This window comes from Geodermatophilus poikilotrophus (assembly GCF_900111455.1).
GTDB lineage: Bacteria > Actinomycetota > Actinomycetes > Mycobacteriales > Geodermatophilaceae > Geodermatophilus > Geodermatophilus poikilotrophus.
Genome location: NZ_FOIE01000004.1, coordinates 317036 through 335316, shown reverse-complemented (window position 1 = coordinate 335316; position 18281 = coordinate 317036). Strand labels below are relative to the sequence as shown.

Sequence of the window (18281 nt, the reverse complement as noted above, 5' to 3'; positions counted from 1 at the left end):
GTCTCTCGCCCGTCTCACGGAGATGGGCCCGGCCCCGACGGGCGGGCCCTGCAGCCGTGCGAGTGCAAGTGCGTGCTGCTGGGTTGCTGCTGGGCAGCGTCTCGGGGTTGATGCCCAGCTGCTTGCCGATCCGGGCCAGCGCGCCGGCGCGGGTGGCCGGATCACGCCGGCCGTCGACCGCCATCCGGGTGGCCCGGTCCCGCACACAGCTCGTCGGGGTACTTCTTCCGTGCCGCCATGACTCTCATCCCCAGTGGATTGAGCGCCTCCATCAGACCCGGGACGGTTCAGACACCGGCAGCTAGGCGTCCCAGCTTTCGGCGGCAAGCGGTGCAGCGTTGAGCTCGTCTCGACGCGCCCGCCAATCGGGCATGAAGCCGTCCATGAGGCTCGTGAAGCGCTCGCCGTGGTTGCGCTCGATGAGGTGCGTCATCTCGTGCACCACGATGTACTCCAACGCCCGCGGGTGCTTCTTGGCGAGCTCGACGTTGAACCAGAGGTAACCACTTTCCCGGTTGCACGAGCCCCACTTGGTCTTCATGCGGCGCACGCTCCAGCGGCCGACCTGCCGCCCCACGACGGGCTCCCACCGCGAGATGAGCTCGGGGATGCGCTGTCGCAGCTCGTGCCGCTGCCAGCTCTCGAGCAGCTTGCGACGCACCTCCGTCTCCGTGCCGGGCGGAACATACAGCAGCAGGCGGTCCCGGCCGTCCAGCTCGACGTGCCCGCGCCCGGGGCGCTCGATGACCCGCAGCCGGCGGCGCAAGCCCCAGACGTAGTGGGACTCCCCCGAATCCATCTCGCGCACGGACTGCCGGTCGGCCGACGCCAACTGCTCGCGCTGCCGCTTGATCCACGGGAGGCGCTGCACCACCGCCAGGCGGACGTCGGCCTCGCCGAGCCGGCTCGGCGCCGCCACGCGCACTCGACCGAGGGGCGGGTACACGCCGATGTGCAGATGCTTAATGTCCTTATAGATGACGTCGACGTCGATGCCGCGGACGGTGAGGTAGGCCTTAGCGGTACTCATGCCGGGCCTTCACCAGGTCGAACAGCTCATCGAGCCGGTCGAAGTCGGCAGGCAGCACGCCCCGCAGGGCGGTCTTGACCTTGCGCTCCTTGATCGAGCTGCCGACCCACGAGTCCGGCTTTGTGTTGCGTACGACAGTGTCAACCTCGACGGCGAAGGTGTCGTTCGGGTGGAAGAAGTCGACGAGCGCCTTCTGGGCGCCGTCGGTAGCCCAGGCTGGGTACGCGGTGTCCGACGCCTGCGTGCCGACTTGCTTGGCGGTCTCGAGCAGCTTCTTGAGGTACGCCTCGTAGTCGAGGGCGCCCTGCCGCCGCTCCTCGATGATGGCGTTGAGCAGCGCTGACATCGTGTCGTAGTACTTCGGGTTCAGCGCCCGCTCGTCGATGATCACCTTGCGGATGTTGTTGGCGATCGTCTCGGCGACAGCGGCCGGGTCCTTCTTGATGCCGGCGGGCAGCTTGTCGACAGCGCCGGCGCCGAGCTTGACGATGAGCTGGATGAGGCCGGTGTCCTCGAAGTCGGCGACGGTCTGCGAGGCGCCAGCCTGGATGTAGGTGTCCAGCAGGAAGCGCATGCCGGCCTCGTACTGCTTGAAGTCGACGTCCTCGCCGGCACCGAGCTTGACCTCGTCGCGCACCGCCGCGTAGTGGGCGATCTCCGCCTTGATGGCGGCCGTCTCTGCCAGCGTGTAGCCGGCGGCCTCCATCTCGTTGGCCAGGTTGGCGAAAGCCCGGGTAACGCCGGAGACGGCCTTGTACAACTCGACGCGCTTCGGCTCGTTGGCCCTGAGCTGCTCGGCGTTGCCAGGCTCGGTGGCGCAGAAGTAGCGCTGGTACTCGAGCGTGTTCTTGGGCGGCGCCACCGGCTCGCAGAGGGCGCGGATGCGCTCGAGGGCCTCGTCGAGCTCCTCGCGGCCCTTGGCGACGCGGTCGGTCAGCAGGCCCTCGATGTCCTCCTTCTCGTAGCCGTCGAGCGCACCGCTCGTGTAGTCCGTGATGGCCGCCTCGAGCGAGTTGAAGAGGTCCTGGTAGTCGACGACGTAGCCGTAGTCCTTGTCGTCACCGTCGAGCCGGTTGACGCGGCAGATGGCCTGGAACAGGCCGTGGTCGCGCATCTTTTTGTCGATGTACAAGTAGGTGGCGCTCGGCGCGTCGAAGCCGGTCAGCAGCTTGTCGACGACGATGAGCAGCCGCATCTGGCCCGGGTGCTTTATGAAGCGCGCCTTGACCTCCTGCTCGAACTGCTCGACCTTCGTCATGGCGAGGTTTTCAGGCTCCCCGAAATGGTCGGCCAGCATCCGGCGGTACGTCTCGTACTGGCGGATCTTCTCGGTCTTGCCCTCGCCCGAGTCTTCCTGGGCGATGTCTGAAGCGTTCGGCTGGTAGCTCGTGACGATGGCGCACTTGCCCCTAAAGCCGGCGCTGCTGAACAGCTCGTAGAACTTGCAGGCCTGGTAGATGCTGGCGCCGACCAGGATGGCGTTGCCCCGCCGGTCCATCAGCCGGGGCTTGGTCTCCATGTCGAGCAGGATGTCGTTGACGATCTGCTTGGCGCGGGGCTCAGACGAGACGACCCGCTGCATGGTGCCCCAGCGCCGCTTGAGCTCGGCTTTCGATAGGTCGGTCATGCCCTTGGTCTTGACGTCGAACCACTTGTCGACCGCCGCGGGCGACGTCAGGAACTGGTCGATGTTGCGGGCCTCGTAGCGCAAGTCGAGCACGACGCCGTCGTCGACGGCCTCGTCGAACTTGTAGGTATGGATGAAGGACCCGAACGTCTCGATGCTCGTGGCCTTGTCCTGCTTGAGCAGGGGCGTGCCGGTGAAGCCGATGAACATGGCGCCTGGCAGCAGCTGCTTCATGGCGGCGTGCATCTTGCCGGACTGTGTGCGGTGCGCCTCGTCGACGAAGACGAACAGGTTGCCCTTGGCGCGGAAGTCCTTCGGAAGCTTGGCGTTGAGCTCGGCGATGAAGTCACGCTGTGCCTCGCCGCGGGCCGCCTCGTCGTCCGAGCCGCGGAACTTGTGCACGAGCGAGCAGATGAGCCACTCGCTCGACTTGTTGAGGGTGTCGATCAAGTCAGCGCCACTACTCGTGCGGTAGATCTCTTCGTTGACACCGCCAAAGACGCCCTCGATCTGCTCGTCGAGTTCGGTGCGGTCTGTGATGAGCAAGACCCGGGCGTCCGACTGGTGCTCGCGGATCCACCGCGCCAGCCACACCATGGTCAGCGACTTCCCGGAGCCCTGCGTGTGCCAAATCATGCCGCCCTCGCGCTTGGCAATGCGGGCCTGCGCGGCCTTGACCCCGAAGTACTGATTCGGACGACAGGTCTTCTTGACGCCAGCGTCGAAGACAATGAAGTCGTGGATGACCTCGAGCAGCCGGTTCTTGGTGCACAGCTGCACGAGCGCCTCGTCGAGCCGGCCCTCGACGCCGGCACATTCCGTCTCAAGCTCTGCTCGCATCGCTGGGTTGATGTCGGCGATGAGCCGCCAGTTCAGCCAGTACTTCTCTGGCGTATCGATGACGGCGTAGGCCAGGCCCTCGACGTCGTTGCCAGCGAGGGCCAGCTGGACGGTCGAGAAGAACGGCTGGATGAACTCGGGCTTCTGGTTGCCGAGCGTCTGACGGATTCCTTCCGCGACGGTCACCCGTGACCGCTTCAGCTCGAGCGTGACGAGCGCCAGGCCGTTGACGTACAGCACGACGTCCGGCCGCTTGGTGTGCTGGCCCAGGACCGTCACCTCCTCAACGACGACGAAGTGGTTGGCCTGCGGGTTAGCCCATTCGATGAGCCAGACGGTCTCGTACTGCTCCCCCGCTCCCCGCTTGACCTTGACGCCGTAGCGCATGAGGTCGTAGACGGCGCGGTTGGCCTCGTAGAGGTCGCGGCCTCCGCCAATGGCAGCCGCCTTCTTGAGGTCGTCGACCGCCTTAGTGATGAGCGTGTCGTCGTAGCCGCGGGCCCGCAGATTCTGCTTTAGCAGTCCGACCTCAATGTTCGAGGTGCCCGTGCGGCTTTCCCAGTTGCCGAGGTAGTCGTAGCCGAGCTGGTCGTTGAAAAGCTGGATGACGCGATCCTGCGTCTTGCGCTCGATCTGACCGACATCACTCATCGCCAACCTCCTGCTGCATCGCCTCCTCAACTCCCTCCGTTTCCCACTGCCCATAGGTTCGGCGCATACCTTGCACGAGCCACTCACTCCGGCCGTTGGCGCTGCGCCCCGCGACGATCGCAGCTGCGGCGCTCGGGCTGGCGAACACGTGGTTGCGGGTGAAGCGCATCCCCGAGCCATCGGGCAGCGGCACGAGCGTGCCGTCTTGCTCCAGCTTGCCCCGCAGGCCCGTGTAGCTGTGTCCGACGACGCCGGTCCACCTGAGCCGCGCGCCCGACCCTTCGAGCACGGTGAACTCGCCATCGACTTCTTGCGCGGTCGCAATAATGCCCGACCTCTTCAGTGTCATCTCGAATACCGGCGACTTCGTCCGACTGGTTGTCGGCTCCGGGGTCGGTGCGACCGACGTCGTCCTCGGCGATCGGAAGATGTTCACCCCGAGCACCGGCAGCACGATCTTGGCCTGCTCGATGAAATACTCCATGTCCGATACGTCAGCTTCGGGCAGGACGATCGGCGGCGGGCTCGTGGCGTTGGTGAGCCGCGCACGGCTGGCCTGCAGGGCGATCGTGATGAACCGGCTCTCCAGGTAGCGGGCGTGTGCTTTCGTCAGGTTGGCGTCCTTGCTCGTCAGGACGATGGCTCGATCCCAGAAGTCCTTGCCGTTCTGGTCCTCCGAGCGAGCGTGCTGGTACAGGCGCTTACCCACGTCGTCGCCCTCGCCGATGTACGCCACCTGCCCGCCGAGGCTGTCTGGGTCCTCGCCGAGCAGGAGGTAGATGCCGGTCCGGATGGCCTCGGGGCGCTTCAAAAGCGCCGCGAGGTCTGACCGCGGCGCCGCCACGACGTGCCCGGTCCAGTTCATGATCTCCGCCGTCAGCAACCCGCCGGGCGTGCCGTCAGCCTGGAACAGGCGCACAGACTTGCCGTCACTCACCCGCAGCCTCCACAGGCAGCCGCGTGCGGCCGGTTAGGAGCTGCTGCATCATGCCGGTCTTGATCTCGCGGGCCTTGATTAGGCGGTCTGCCAGCATGTCGAGTTCGAGGTCCGCATCTCGGATGACTGCGCCGATGGCGGCCTGTTCATCGAGACCTGGCCGCAGCAGCGGAATAGCTGCGACCTTACTTGCACTGATCTCGAGGAAGGTGCTGCCGGCCGCGCGCAACTCAAGCTCTGATCTATTTTGCTGCGTCCAATAATAAAGGAACCAGGTTGAGCGCTGGTCTTTCGGGGCCATCGAGGTGAAGCCCTGATTTGTCGTCACCGGTACGGCGGCGACAGCACAGTTGCCGATGCTTGCGCGTGAAGTCACCAGGACTGTCCCAACGGGCAACAAAGACGCAGCAGAATGCGCAAGACCATCAGGCGTGATCGTTCGCTCCGAGAGAGACACAAGCCCCGAACCGCCTGCACGGATTTCCGCAGGAGTGAACCATGGGATCTCACCTCCCCAGAACGAGCTGACACGGGTTGACGGAGTTCCGCCACCCATGACACGTGCTAGCGATCCGACTGAGGAATCAACCCACTCCTCCGAGAAGCCCGGAAGCCGCGTGCGGCCGGTCAGGAGTTGCTGCATCATGCCCTGCTTGATCTTTTGCTTTTTTGCGATGAGACGTCGAAGGGTCGAAGTTAGGTCGTCGGCATCGGCGAGCGCTTCGGCAACGCGGCGCTGCTCGTCGAGATCCTTGGGCACCCAGAGCGGTATCGCGCGCAGTTGACCGCCATTGAGCGACGGGAGAGCCGTGGTGGCTACAAGGCTCGACATCTTGAACGCGCTAAGCAGGTAGTGCGCAAATCGCACATCCAGCCTGCTGCGATCGACGACAAACGCTGCCATGTTATTGTCGATGCAACTCGCCTGAGGCAGTATTCGCTTACGCTCCAAGAATACCGCCGCGCCCACTTTTGCAAATACGATCGCATGCTTTGGGACGAGAACTGCCCCAATTACTTTGCGCTGCGACTCGCTGATGTAGTTATTCGCTCGTGCAATGAAGAGCTCATTACCCGGACTGTTCATGTCGGAGACCTTGAAGAAGGGTAGTTTCCCTGATTTGCCGCCCTGGAAGCGTGTCGGGAAACCGCTCCCACCCCTAAAAATGCCTACATCGCCAGCCGTGACGAATTCATCACGGATCGTCATGAGTTAACCCCCATCGCGGCGAGATGGGCTGCTACCTTGCCTTCGAGCGTTTCGAGTTCTTCGTTGAGGTCCTCGACGGTTGCCGCATATCGTTCGCCGAGTTCTTGAATCCGTGCGACCAGATCGAGCGTCAGGGCATCGACTTCACCAGCGACGCGGCGCACAACGACAGCCCCCCACTTGTCGTCTAGCACGAGCGTTTTGATGTGGTCCTCGGTAAGGTCGCCGTACTTCTTCAGCGTGGCGAGGTCGAGCTGGGCCTGCGCCTCCTTGACGGCCTTCTTCGCGGCAGCTTCCGCGTCGTAAAGCCCAAGAACATGCTCAAGTGCATCAATCTCGTCCGGGTCGGATTTCTCGCGCTTAGCGATACGGAGGCGTGCCGCGGCGAGTGCCCTGGAGACTCTGTCCTCGTCCATGGCGTCAGCCAGCAGCCCGTCCTCGACGGCGTGCTCCTCGATGTACTCCTCGAGCGCGCGGCTCTTCTCCTCGGCTATCGCAGTGAGCTCGTCAAGCTGGACCTGCTCCTCAGCGAAATAGCGCGTCGCGATCAGGGCGGGCGGGATGAGGTCCATCTTGTACTTGGTGGCGCTGCGGCCTGACCCGACCACCAGATCAGGCGTCTCCGAAAGCTTGCGCTCCTTGTCCTCGATGGTCTTGCGCGGCTTCGCCGCATCGACCCAGCCGTCGTTCATGATCAGGTAGACGTCGTCGTGCATGGTGTCGTGCCAGTAGGACATGAGCTGCTCATAGATGTCGTACTCGTCGAGCAGCGGCAATGGCTTGAAGCGCGCGAGTAGGTCGTCGCCGATGGCGGCGATTAGGTCACCGGGTTTCGTGTCGGCAGTGATGCCGGCCAGCCGCTCGCGGTGGGCGGCCAACCACTCGGCGCCAAGGTGGCGGGCTTCGTCCGCAAATCTTTGGAACGCTGGTGTATCCAGGACGACCTGCTGGACTTTTTCGACGTCAATCGTCAGGTCGCTGTAGCCAGGCCGGTTGGGAGCGAAGAGCTGCCCGCGCAGCAGCGGGAATGCCTCCCAGTAGCCACCAAGGAGTTCGAGGTCCCGGTTCGGGATGCCGCCGTGTAGGTGGGCGTGGAGGTCCTGGAGGTCCTCGGGCTTTGATGAGTCGATATAACGCGGAATGTTGAGGTTGTAGTCGTTCTTGGGATCGGCGATCTCCGCCAGCGGCACCATGCGTGCGTAGCGCTCGACTTCGACCTGGCGCGTGAAGACGTCGACGATCTTGTGAATGTCCTGGGAGCGCAGCCGATTCTTTGGCCCGTCCTTCACAAAGCCCTTGGAGGCGTCGATCATGAACACACCAGCCCGGCCAGTGGCGTTCTCCTTATCGAGCACGACGATGCAGGCCGGGATGCCCGTGCCGTAAAACAGATTGGCCGGCAGTCCGATGACGCCCTGGATGAAGCCGCGCGTCAGCAGATTACGGCGGATCGTGGCCTCGGCGCCTCCGCGGAACAGGACGCCGTGCGGCAGGATAATGGCCGCCTTGCCTGCGCTCTTCAGTGACGTCAGCACGTGGAGCAGGAAGGCGTAGTCGCCGTTCTTGGCGGGCGGGCGGCCGTACTCGAAGCGGTTGTAGGTCTGCTCGAGCCCGTTCATCCAGGCCTTGTCAGAGAACGGCGGGTTGGCCACGGCGAAGTTGAAGGTGCGCAGCCGGTCGTTAGTCGTAAATTGCGGGTCGGCGATGGTGTTGCCCTTGCGGATATCTGCGTCAGCGTTGCCGTGCAGCACCATATTCATGACGGCCAGGGCCCACGTGCCGTTGTCCTTTTCCTGACCATAGATGGTGATGCCGCGCGGCGACTCGGCCGCGACCTTCAGTAGCAGCGATCCCGAGCCGCAAGTCGGGTCGTAGACCGTCTGGTCCTGCCTGGTGCCCGGTCCGATGCCGACCACCTTGGCGAGCACCCGCGACACCTCGGCCGGCGTGTAGAACTGGCCCTTGCTCTTGCCGGACTCCGTGGCGAAGTGCCGCATGAGGTACTCGTAGGCGTCACCGAGCAGGTCATCGCCCTCGGCGCGCGAACCACGGAAGTCTAAGTCGTTGAAGATGGTGACCAGCTTGCTGAGCCGGTCCTGCATGTCCTTGCCCTTGCCGAGCTTCTCCTCGTCGTTGAAGTCAGCCAGGTCAATGACGTTGCGCAGGGTCTCGTTGGCCTCGGCGAGCTTGGTGATCACCTTGTTGAGGCGCTCACCAATGTCCTTCTGACCCTTGGCGGCCAGCATCGCGTCGAAGGAAGCCTCCGGCGGCACGTCTACAAGGGTGTTCGGGTCAACCTTCGCCTTGTCCGAGACGTACTTCACGAACAACAGCGTCAGGATGTAATCCTTGTACTGCGAGGCGTCCATACCGCCGCGCAGTTCGTCGCAGCTCTTCCAGAGCGATCTGTACAGGTCGGACTTCTTTAGGACCACAGGAACTCCCCGGAGCGATGGTGCCATTGTTCGTGACAGTTGGTGCGCTTTCCTAATATTAGCCCAATAGTCCGACAGTATCCGGGTAGCGCTCCGGATCGGCGCGCCTCCGCAGCGGCGCCAGCTCGACCGGCCACCAGCGTCAGGCGACTCCCGCCGAGGCGGCGGGCGACGCCGTGAGTCAGCCCCATCGCCGCAGCGTGGGGACAGTGGCACGTCATCGCGCAGCCAGGAGCGGCTGCATACGCAGCAGCGCGGTCCACCCTTCAGCCGCTTCTACAGACAGCATGAGCTGGGGCGAGCTCCTCGAGCGCTGCTTCACGTGCCGAGCGATGGTGCGGCCACCCGGGCCGGTGGCCACCCAAGTGAACGAGCATCTCGGCTCGAGCTCGGTCTCCACGTGCTCGGTCGGGGTATCCGGGGCTACTCCACCCGGACCCGAGACCAGGCGGGCGAGCGGCCCGTCGTCCAGGCGTCGCTCTGACATCACCGTCCGCGACCTCTCCGGCCACCGCTCGGCCTCGCGCACCACCTTCCAGACCCGCTCCGCCGAGGTCTCGACGTCAATCGTGGTGGGCCGCTCCACCGGGCCATCCTGCACCTCATCGCTCCTGGGAGCATGAGCAAGATCAAGTGCCACACAGACCCGTGAATAGGTGAGCTGCAGGCGCGCGTCAGCGCGGGGCGGGCGGAGCCCGTCCCCAGTTCTCCTTCAGGCGGTCAGGCGGCCGGGTCGAGGACCACGGTGTGGCCGAGCCGCTCAAGTTGGGCGACCAGCCGGCGGGCGTGGGCCTCGTCGTTGCGGCGGGCCAGCCAGTCCGCTCCAAGGTCGGTCGACGAGTTCATCGAGGCTGGACGTGTCGCAAGCGAGGGATAGCCCAGCTCGCGGTGCGCGGACAGGGTCCTGAGAGCAGGCCCCGTCGAGGCCGGGGCCCGCCTCTCTACTTCCGTCGCACACACGTCCCCCTGAGGAAGTCAAGCCCTCCGCCGAGATCGGTGGACGGCGACGAGTCGATCAACGCTGCCGCCATCGACCCTGCCGGCAGCGGCGCAACCTCAGGTCCACAGGAGGACACGGGAGGTCTTCATGGGTCGGCGGGGCTGGGGCACGGTCCGCAGGCTGCCATCTGGGCGCTACCAAGCCCGCTACTAGGACGGCTCAGGCCGGCAGGTCTCGGCACCGCACACGTTCGCGACCAAGGCCGACGGCGATCGATGGCTCGCCAAGGCGCAGACCGAGATGGACTCGGGCCGCTGGATCGACCCGAAGGCGGGCAAGGAGACGCTCCGGGTCTACGCCGAGCGCTGGGTGGAGACCCGCCTCGTCGGAGGCCGGCCGCTGGCCCCCCGCACGGCGGAGCTCTACCGGGCACAGCTCAAGAACCACATCCTCCCAGCCTTGGGCTCAACCCCACTGCGCCAGCTCGAGGCGTCCGCCGTCCGGGCCTGGTATGGCAAGCTCAGCGGCCCGAGCGGGCCGGGCCAGGTCACGGCGGCCAAGTGCTACCGGCTGCTGCGTGCCATCTGCACCACGGCCGTGGACGACAACCTCATCGCCCGGAATCCGTGCTCCATCCGTGGGGCGGGGCAGGAACGTCCCAGCGAGCGACCGATGTTCACGCTCGCCCAGGTCCAGGCGCTGGTCGATGCCGTCGAGGATCGCTGGCGAGCACTGATCCTCCTGGCCGCCTGGACGGGCCTCCGCCTCGGTGAGCTGTCGGCGCTGCGCCGGGAGCACCTCGACCTGGAGACAGGCATCGTGAACGTGAGGAGCGCCGTCGTCGACGTGATCGGACAGAAGCGTTCCTACGGTCCGCCGAAGTCGGCCGCCGGCCGCCGGACCGTGGCGATCCCACCGCACATCATCGGCGACCTGGAGCACCACCTCGCGGTGTACGCCCAGTCCGGTCCGCAGGGACTGGTCTTCGTGGGGCCGAAGGGCGGACCGATCCGGCGCAACAACTTCTCCTCACGCGTGTGGGCTCCAGCAGCGGAGGCGGCCGGACTCCCGGCCGGCTCTCACCTGCACGACCTCCGCGGCTGGGGCGCCACCATCGCCGCCCGGCATGGAGCCACCACGAAGGAGCTGATGCACCGGCTCGGGCACGCCTCCCCCGCCGCGGCGCTGCGCTACCAGCGCGCCGAGCAAGATCGAGATGCCGCTCTGGCTGCTGCCATGAGTGCTGCCCTGGGGCAGCCCAATCACACGGAGTCGACCTGACCCGAGGCGAGGCCGGGCAATTCAAGTCGCGGTTCAACTGACTGCCAAGTCCTGTCCCGATGACCGTCGCGCACACCGCGCCGTGAACCCGGCGACCGCTCCGACTTCACACCTGGCGGAAGGTCGGCAGCGCCCATCAAGCCACACCGCGCTTCTGTCCGGCCTCAGCGCTTGCGGTCCTGACAACGCGATACAACATCTCGCACCCGCCGTCTTGATGGACCTCGCCCTGAAGGAGTAGCTACGGCCACCAACGGCGAGCCCGGACTACTTCGTCGGCCAGAGCAAGAGCAAGATTAGCCCCGCCCACCGATGCGAGCACCTCGACAGCCGCGCCTAGGTCACCAAGGCGTTCACCGCGGTTGGACTCGCCGAGCAGATCAACAAGCCTTCTCCACTGCTCGCCCGGCTCCACGCGAGCTAGGTGCGGTGATAATGCCCTCAACATCTCCCGTCGAGCGTTAGAATCGTTGGTGGCCAATACAACGGTGAAGGCCTCGCCAAGAAGTGAACGCGCAGATTCGTTGCTGAATACATCGGAGTTGGTCAAGCAGGCGAGTAAGGCGGGCCGCCTCATAGTGTCCGTAGTCTTGCCGCACTCATCGAGCACTGCGGCGGCCACGGCTTTCGACCCACTAGCGAACCTCGAGAGGGCCATGAAGGACATAAACCGAGAGTGGCCAGAAAGCGACGTTGCGGCCCTAAGCGCGACTCGAGCCGCTCGGCAGCTCTGGTCGCTCTCAAGAAAGGGACATAACTCAGCCAGGATGGAGACCCGTCGCATCGGGTGCGGAACTACCATTATTGAATCAAGCAGGTCTTCGCATATCTTCGTGACGCCCTGCGCCTGGTCGCTTACGAGAAGGGCTACCTTCATCTGCAAGGCCAGGGACACATCCGCCTCGGCCTCCAGGACTCGCCTGGCCTCCTCCATTAGGGCGGGGAAGTTTGCCAGAACGGGCACCGCTGCGATCAAGGCTTCTGACCGAAGATTACTGCCAGCCGGAGTGTGAGTTGGCAACTCAAGCACAGCCCTAAAAGCCAGCTCCACCAGTGAAGGAGAGTGCGCTATGGACCCTAATGTGCGAATGAGCGCCGTTCCGCGCTGACGAGCGCCTCGAAAGCCCACCGCCAGCTCCAGCGTGCGTTGTGCAAGATCTGGGGTATCGGCGAGATATGGGGCCACCGCGGAAATCAGCTCCAGGCGTCCATGGTGGCGGAACGGAGACGTCTCCTCATAGCGCGGTGCGAAATTGAGAATGAACTCTATTACCTGCTTTCGGACTTGATTAGGGACGTGGGGGACAAAGCCGCAGAGGGCAAACGGTCGGGGGTCCGGACCTGTTCTCACCCCACTAGGGAGCGCGCACAGGAAGGCCAGCGCCTCGGTGAGGGTCTTTTCATCACACCGCGCGATTGCTGGCGCGAGAGCCATCGCCGCGTCAACAAAGCCGAAGCCTATGTCATAACCATCTTGGGTTGCATGTAGAGCTTCAAGCAACTCCGGTGCAAGCTTTCCCGGTGTGCTGACTTCTGCGATTTTAGCCATCCCGTATGCGTATCCAAATATCGCCTGTTCCCGACGAGCCTCCGCCACTGCCTTCGTCAAAGCATCGTCTTTGTGCGGCTCAGGTAAATGCTGTCCCAGCGCCGTTAGGACGTCGGCGCGGAGCCCCCCGGAGGGCAAAGAGGTACACCAGTACTCCACCCTCGAGACGTTCGATGGATCGGCTGCGACAACCGCAAGCCCTGCAAATGCTCTTGAGGCGGCGTGATCGTCACCGATTTGTGACAGGTCGCTCAGTGCCATTCGAAGCAAAGCGGCACGACGAGGTGCCGGGATGTGTCTACTGACTCCTGAGATGGCATCGGCTCGGTCTGTTGGGTCCGGAATTGACTGGGCCGTCTCTATACATCGCTCGATGAAGCCTGACTGAGCCGACATTGAACCTGCCAAGGCCGTCACCGCACTCGCACACGAGGATCCACCTAGTGGGTCTTGGGGCTCAAGCAGCGCCAATGCACACTCGAGCAGGGATGCTTCCTCGCCGATGTGAGGAGCGAGCTCCTTCAGAGCCAGGTGATGGTTCATCCGTTGCCCGCGCAATTGCGCTACCAAGTCGAGAGCCTCGCGGAGCACCGCGAGGCGCCGCTCGGGTGCCAGAATTGGAGCAACTTTGGCGATCACTTTGAGTCGGTCGAATGCGGACGGACCATCGCCTCCCAGATCCTTTGCGATGACAAGTGCCCGATTTACGGCGCTTTCCCGTGCACTGCCGACTAGTAGGGGAGCTACCGAGCCAAGCGCCGCACATTTCGTAGTCGGGTCACTGATTGATTCCACAAGCACGAGCAACTTGTGGAGGAGAGTGCCTTGGTTCGAGAGACGTGTGCATATGTGGTCAATCGCGGTTCTCAGGTAGAATCCCTCGTCCATCTCCGCGGCTAGAGCTATCGAGGCTGAGAGGAGATGGCGTTCGCGGGCGGGCGCGGCGATACAAAATGCGAGTCGATTTTGGATCTCCTCCAGGCGGGCCTCGTCGAGTCGACTCTCATCTCGCTGACGTACTAGTTCCGCTTCCTCATCAGGATCATGCCAGTACCCCTCCAGCATCAAGGGAGGTGGCTCCGTAGGCAGAGCCCGCAGTTTGTTTTCAGCAGTGGACACGAGGTCGGGAAACGGACACAGGAAGGGTGCCAGTTTTTGCAGTGTCTCGCTGCGCACCCGGCTGCCTGCCGAGAGGGTTAGGTGCTCGAGGAGTTCCTCAATCAGCGGGCGTTTAGACGCATGAGGGAGTAGTGGGAGAAGACCAAGGATTGCCGTGGCTAGGGTTCTCTCATCGGCCGTTGAACGGGCAAGATCAAGAGCCTCTTGAGCAGAGCTTGCTTGTCCCTCTTTGTCGTCATAGCCCGCTACGATGCAGAGCGCCCTTACGCGGTCTTGTGGGTTCGTGATGCCGTGTACGTGTCCGTAAGCTGTTTGCAGATTCCAGACGCGGGCGTCCAAGAGAGAATCAAGCAATGCGGGCTTGATTCGGGCGATCGCGGCGCGGACGCTGGCTTGGATTAGGGCATAGCGCAGGTCAAGCGTGCGCCCACAATCTGAATGAGGCTCGGTATTACGAACTCGCTTGCGGGCCCGAAGAATGTCGAGCCGATATCCGTTTAGCTCGCTGGCTGCCGCCCTGGCCTCGAACCAAGCATTGCGACCACCATAGTCAAAGATCAACAAGCGGTGCAGGTCGTCGTCCTGGCTCGATTCGAGCATGTGGGTGACAAGATGACGGCGTTCGTAAGCAGAAATCGTCGCGAGCGGTGAAAATTGGATAGTAGGAAGAGTCCCTTCGTCCATCTCACTCTCCATTCGAGCCCACGACAACGGCTGCCACACGAACCCTCGTGACAGATGCGCAGCCCGCCTCCCGAGCCTTGGTCCGTCGAATCAAGAAGCAGTAGCGCTTGGTAAGGTGACCGAGCAAGTTTACGGTAAGGGCCCGTACATAATTTATGTGCTTCTCCGCTACGGACGAGGCGCCGTAGATGAGTTCTCGGCTCAACATGGCCTGCCTCGTTAGATCCGCGGCCGACAGATCGGTCTGGTCTAAAAAGCCGGCCGACTGCGCGACGGCCGGCGGGTGCGGGACGGCGGCGGAACCACCGGCGAGCCAGAACAGGAGCTCGCCGCTCGTCGCTTGGCTCTTGGACTTCTCGGGCTGGAAATCCTGCAGCTGCCGGCCAGCCGCGAGGTGGCTGGCCAAGTGATGACGTTCATGGCCGGACAGCCGCGCCATCGGGTTGTACTCGTCGGCGTCGCGGCGGGTGTCGGTGGCGAGCAGGGTCCCGTCCGCAGTCGTCACCGGGCCAGGCTATTCCGGATACGGGACTGCCGGTCGCCATCGTCCGCCGGAAAGCCGACCCGCCACACGCCGCCGGGGGCATTGCCGAGTCGCTGGCGGGACGGGAACACTAGGTGGGTGGCGGGGAAGCCGTTGTACGACATGGTGGTACTTCTTCCTGGCATCACAGGCAGCGTTCTGCGCAAGGACGGCAACGACGTCTGGGCGATCTCGGGGCAGGCCGCGTGGCGGTGGCTGCGCACCCTGGGCGGCTCGTTGCAGCAGCTGCGCGTGCAGGACGGCGATCCGGGTGGCTTCGTCGCGACCAGTCTGATGCCGGACGCTCACATCGTGCCCGGTCTCGTCAAGATCGACGGCTACACGGCGACCGCCCGGATGATCACCGACACGTTCGACGTCGTCCGAGGTTCGATCGACGAGCCCGCGCCGGCGAACCTGCTCGAGGTGCCCTACGACTGGCGGCTGGACAACCGAGTCAACGGCCGGCGGCTCGCCGCCCTGGTCACCGACCGGCTGCGCCGCTGGCGCGAGCACAGCCACAACCCAGACGCCCAAGTGATCTTCGTGGCGCACAGCATGGGCGGCCTGGTCGCGCGGTACTACCTCGAGGTGCTCGAGGGCTGGAGGGACTGCCGGGCGCTGATCACCTTTGGCACCCCCTACCGCGGCTCCCTGAACGCGCTTGGCTTCCTCGCCAACGGCTACAAGCGCGGACCAGCCGACCTCACCGAGGTGATGCGCTCGTTCCCCTCGGTCCACCAACTGCTGCCGATCTACCCGGCGCTGCGCGTCGGCGACGAATACCTGCGGGTGGCCGAGACCACCGTGCCCGGGGTCGACCCGGTGCTGGCCCGCGACGCCCTGGCCTTTCATCGCGAGATCGAGGCCAAGGTCACCGAGCACCGGCAAGACCCCGACTACCGCGACCACGGCTACGTGCTCCTGCCGGTAGTCGGCACCCGCCAGCCGACGATGCAATCGGCTGTGCTGGCCGCTGGCCGCGTGACCGTCGGCCCGGAGGTCCCGGCCCAGGTCGATCCGCTGCTCGCAGACGGGGACGGAACCGTGCCCCGCGCCTCTGCCATTCCGATCGAGTTGTCGGACGCCTACCGCGACAGTTTCGCGCCGGAGCGGCACGGCTCGCTGCAGCGCAACCGAGCCATCCTCGACGACATCCGCGGACGGCTGGAGCAGATGCAGGTCCGTGGCCTGCGCGCACTCCGCGGGCCAGGGGAGAGTCCGGCCGCCGCCGAGCGGCCAGCGATCGGGCTCGATCTCGAGGACATGTACCTGGCCGACGAACCGGTGACGGTGCGCGCCCGCCCGGTCAACGTCGACCGGTCGCCGGGACCCCTGCGAGCGCGCATCGAGCCGGTCGACGCGCCGGTGGCCGGCCCGCTGCCGGCCACCGAGTTCACCGAGACCGACGACGGCTGGGCGGTCACCCTGGGGAGCCTGCCACCGGGGCTGTACCGCGTCGAGGTGCGTACCGCAAAGGCCGGCCCCCTGGCGCCGCCGCCGGTGCACGACCTGTTCGAAGTCGCTGAGGAGGACTGATGGGGCTCACCTGGCCGCAATGGTCCCGAGTGGACCACCCCGGACTGGCCCGGTTCGTCACCCCGCAGGCGAGCCACTGGCTGGAGTCACCGATCAGCCGCTTCGACGTGGCCGACCGGCCGGACCGGCCGCGGATTATCGCCGAGGCCATCTACGCGCTGCTGGCACGGCATCACATCCGCTATGCCCTCGAGCAGTACCACCCGGCGCAGGCGCTGCAGACGATCCGTACCCCGGCGGAGATCCTCAACGCGCCCCGCGAGGGCACCTGCCTGGACCTGGCCGGGCTGTTTTGCGGGCTGTCTCTGGCCAACGAACTGTTGCCGATCCTCATCGTGATCGACGGCCACGCGCTCGCCGCGGTCTCGCTCACCCACGGCCTACGCGACTGGAACGGCTACCGCCCCGGCCGCGAGCTGTTCACCACCGGCCCGCTCACCGACGGCCAAGCGCTGCGTGACCTGATCGACGAGGAGTCCTTCCTGGCGGTGGAGTGCACTGGCTTCGCCCACAGCGAGCGGCTGGCGGAGATGCCCGGCGACCTACCGGAGGCCCAGCACCGCGCCGGCGGCCTGCTCACCTTCGACCGGGCCGTGCAGGCCGGCCGGGAGCAACTCGACCGCGCCGACCGGCCGTTCCAATTCGCCATCGACGTGGCCCTCGCCCACTACGGCTGGCGGGTCGAGCCGTACGCCCTGGAGCCGCTGCCCGGCGCCTGGATGACCGACATCTTCCGGCTACTCACCGAGGCACCCGCACCGCTGGCCTCGCACCTGAAGGTGCTCGACTTCGAGCGGCTGGTGGCGGAGCGGACCCGCAACTTCGTCGGCCGTGACTTCATCTTTCGCGCCATCGACGAACGGCTGACCGACGCCGAGTTCCCGTCGGGCTACATCCTGATCCGCGGTGAACCCGGCATCGGCAAGACGGCGCTGCTGAGCCAACTGGTGCGCACCCGCGGCTACGTGCACCACTTCAACATCGCGCCGCAGAACATCCGCTCCACCCGCACATTCCTGGAGAACATCTGCGCCCAGCTGATCGTCCGCTACCAGCTGGATCACCCGACCCTGCCGCCGGAGGCAGCCGAGGACAGCGCCTTCCTAAGCCAGCTGCTGTCCGAAGCCGCCCAGAAGAGCGGCGACGAGCCGGTGGTCGTCGTGGTGGACGCGCTCGACGAGGCCGAGGACGCGGGCCTGTCCGCGGACGCGAACCGGCTCTTCCTGCCCCCCGTCCTGCCGCCGGGTGTGATCGTCGTGGCGACCTCGCGGGAACAGATGGACTACCGCCTCAACGTCGACCGCCGACACGACATTTACCTGCGCGACGACGACCCGCAGAACCTCGACGACGTCGGCAGCTACATTCGCGCCTACCTTCAGGCGCATCCGGACCAGATGACCACACGCGTCGCCGCGTGGAAGCTCGACCTCGACCGGTTTGTCGACCTGCTCACCGACAGGAGCCAGGGCAACTTCATGTACCTGGTGCACGTCCTCGACGACATCCGCACCGGCCGGCTGTCACCGGACACCATCGACAGCATCCAGGACCTGCCCCGCGGGCTACGCGCCTACTACGAAAGGCACTGGAGAGCCATGCGCGCCCAGGATCCGGAGCGGTTCGAACGCTTCTACGAGCCGGTCCTGCGCATCCTGGCTACAGTGCGCGAGCCGGTCACTGTCTCCGCGGTCGAGGAATGGACGCAGCTCGAGCCTGCCCGGATACGGGAGGTGATCCGGGAATGGCGTCCCTACCTCAACGAGCAACGCGCCGCGGAAAACGAATTGCGCTATCGCGTGTACCACGCGAGCTTCCAGGACTTCCTCGCCGAGGAGGGAGTCGGGCTCAAGCCATACCACCAGCGGATCGCGATGGCCGCACTCGCCAAGATCCCTGGATTTCTCGACAGCTAG

The 18281-nt window shown here is 65.0% G+C and carries 11 protein-coding genes; 3 read left to right on the top strand and 8 right to left on the bottom strand.

Annotated features, from left to right (window positions below):
- Nucleotides 1-301: 301 nt before the first annotated feature.
- The 6 genes from BMW27_RS11455 to BMW27_RS24340 all read right to left on the bottom strand — a co-directional run bounded on the left by BMW27_RS11455 (nucleotide 302) and on the right by BMW27_RS24340 (nucleotide 9576).
- On the bottom strand, nucleotides 302-1030 hold the full coding sequence (locus tag BMW27_RS11455) for a M48 family metallopeptidase (protein ID WP_091443933.1): 729 nt from the start codon (nucleotides 1028-1030) through the stop codon (nucleotides 302-304).
- On the bottom strand, nucleotides 1017-4148 hold the full coding sequence (locus BMW27_RS11450; protein ID WP_091443931.1) for a type I restriction endonuclease subunit R: 3132 nt from the start codon (nucleotides 4146-4148) through the stop codon (nucleotides 1017-1019). Before BMW27_RS11450 ends, BMW27_RS11455 begins: the two co-directional genes overlap by 14 nt.
- Nucleotides 4141-5085 (bottom strand): GIY-YIG nuclease family protein, encoded by a 945-nt coding sequence (locus BMW27_RS11445; RefSeq protein WP_091443927.1) that lies wholly within the window; start codon nucleotides 5083-5085, stop codon nucleotides 4141-4143. The genes BMW27_RS11450 and BMW27_RS11445 overlap by 8 nt, the downstream gene beginning before the upstream one ends.
- On the bottom strand, nucleotides 5078-6295 hold the full coding sequence (locus BMW27_RS11440) for a restriction endonuclease subunit S (RefSeq protein ID WP_091443924.1): 1218 nt from the start codon (nucleotides 6293-6295) through the stop codon (nucleotides 5078-5080). Before BMW27_RS11440 ends, BMW27_RS11445 begins: the two co-directional genes overlap by 8 nt.
- Nucleotides 6292-8730 (bottom strand): type I restriction-modification system subunit M, encoded by a 2439-nt coding sequence (locus BMW27_RS11435; protein WP_217638126.1) that lies wholly within the window; start codon nucleotides 8728-8730, stop codon nucleotides 6292-6294. Before BMW27_RS11435 ends, BMW27_RS11440 begins: the two co-directional genes overlap by 4 nt.
- A 720-nt stretch (nucleotides 8731-9450) precedes the next feature.
- On the bottom strand, nucleotides 9451-9576 hold the full coding sequence (locus BMW27_RS24340; RefSeq protein WP_281244753.1) for a hypothetical protein: 126 nt from the start codon (nucleotides 9574-9576) through the stop codon (nucleotides 9451-9453).
- A 394-nt stretch (nucleotides 9577-9970) separates the two neighbouring features.
- Here BMW27_RS24340 and BMW27_RS24335 point away from each other — a divergent pair, with 394 nt between their 5' ends.
- Nucleotides 9971-10951, top strand: coding sequence for a site-specific integrase (locus tag BMW27_RS24335; RefSeq protein WP_281244752.1), 981 nt, complete (start codon nucleotides 9971-9973; stop codon nucleotides 10949-10951).
- 241 nt (nucleotides 10952-11192) lie between these two features.
- Here the strand turns inward: BMW27_RS24335 and BMW27_RS22910 are convergent, their stop codons facing one another.
- Complete coding sequence (locus BMW27_RS22910) at nucleotides 11193-14219, bottom strand: hypothetical protein (protein ID WP_139206885.1); 3027 nt, start codon at nucleotides 14217-14219, stop codon at nucleotides 11193-11195.
- A gap of 85 nt (nucleotides 14220-14304) precedes the next feature.
- Nucleotides 14305-14808: a hypothetical protein gene (locus tag BMW27_RS11415; protein ID WP_091443911.1), complete on the bottom strand. Its 504-nt coding sequence runs from the start codon at nucleotides 14806-14808 to the stop codon at nucleotides 14305-14307.
- A gap of 117 nt (nucleotides 14809-14925) precedes the next feature.
- On the opposite strand from BMW27_RS11415, the gene BMW27_RS11410 reads away from it, so the two are divergent.
- A complete protein-coding gene (locus BMW27_RS11410; RefSeq protein WP_091443908.1) occupies nucleotides 14926-16365 on the top strand; it encodes a lipase/acyltransferase domain-containing protein in 1440 nt (479 codons plus the stop codon).
- The gene (locus BMW27_RS11405) at nucleotides 16365-18281 is read left to right on the top strand and encodes an ATP-binding protein (protein ID WP_091443905.1); all 1917 of its coding nucleotides are present in this window, start codon (nucleotides 16365-16367) and stop codon (nucleotides 18279-18281) included. Before BMW27_RS11410 ends, BMW27_RS11405 begins: the two co-directional genes overlap by 1 nt.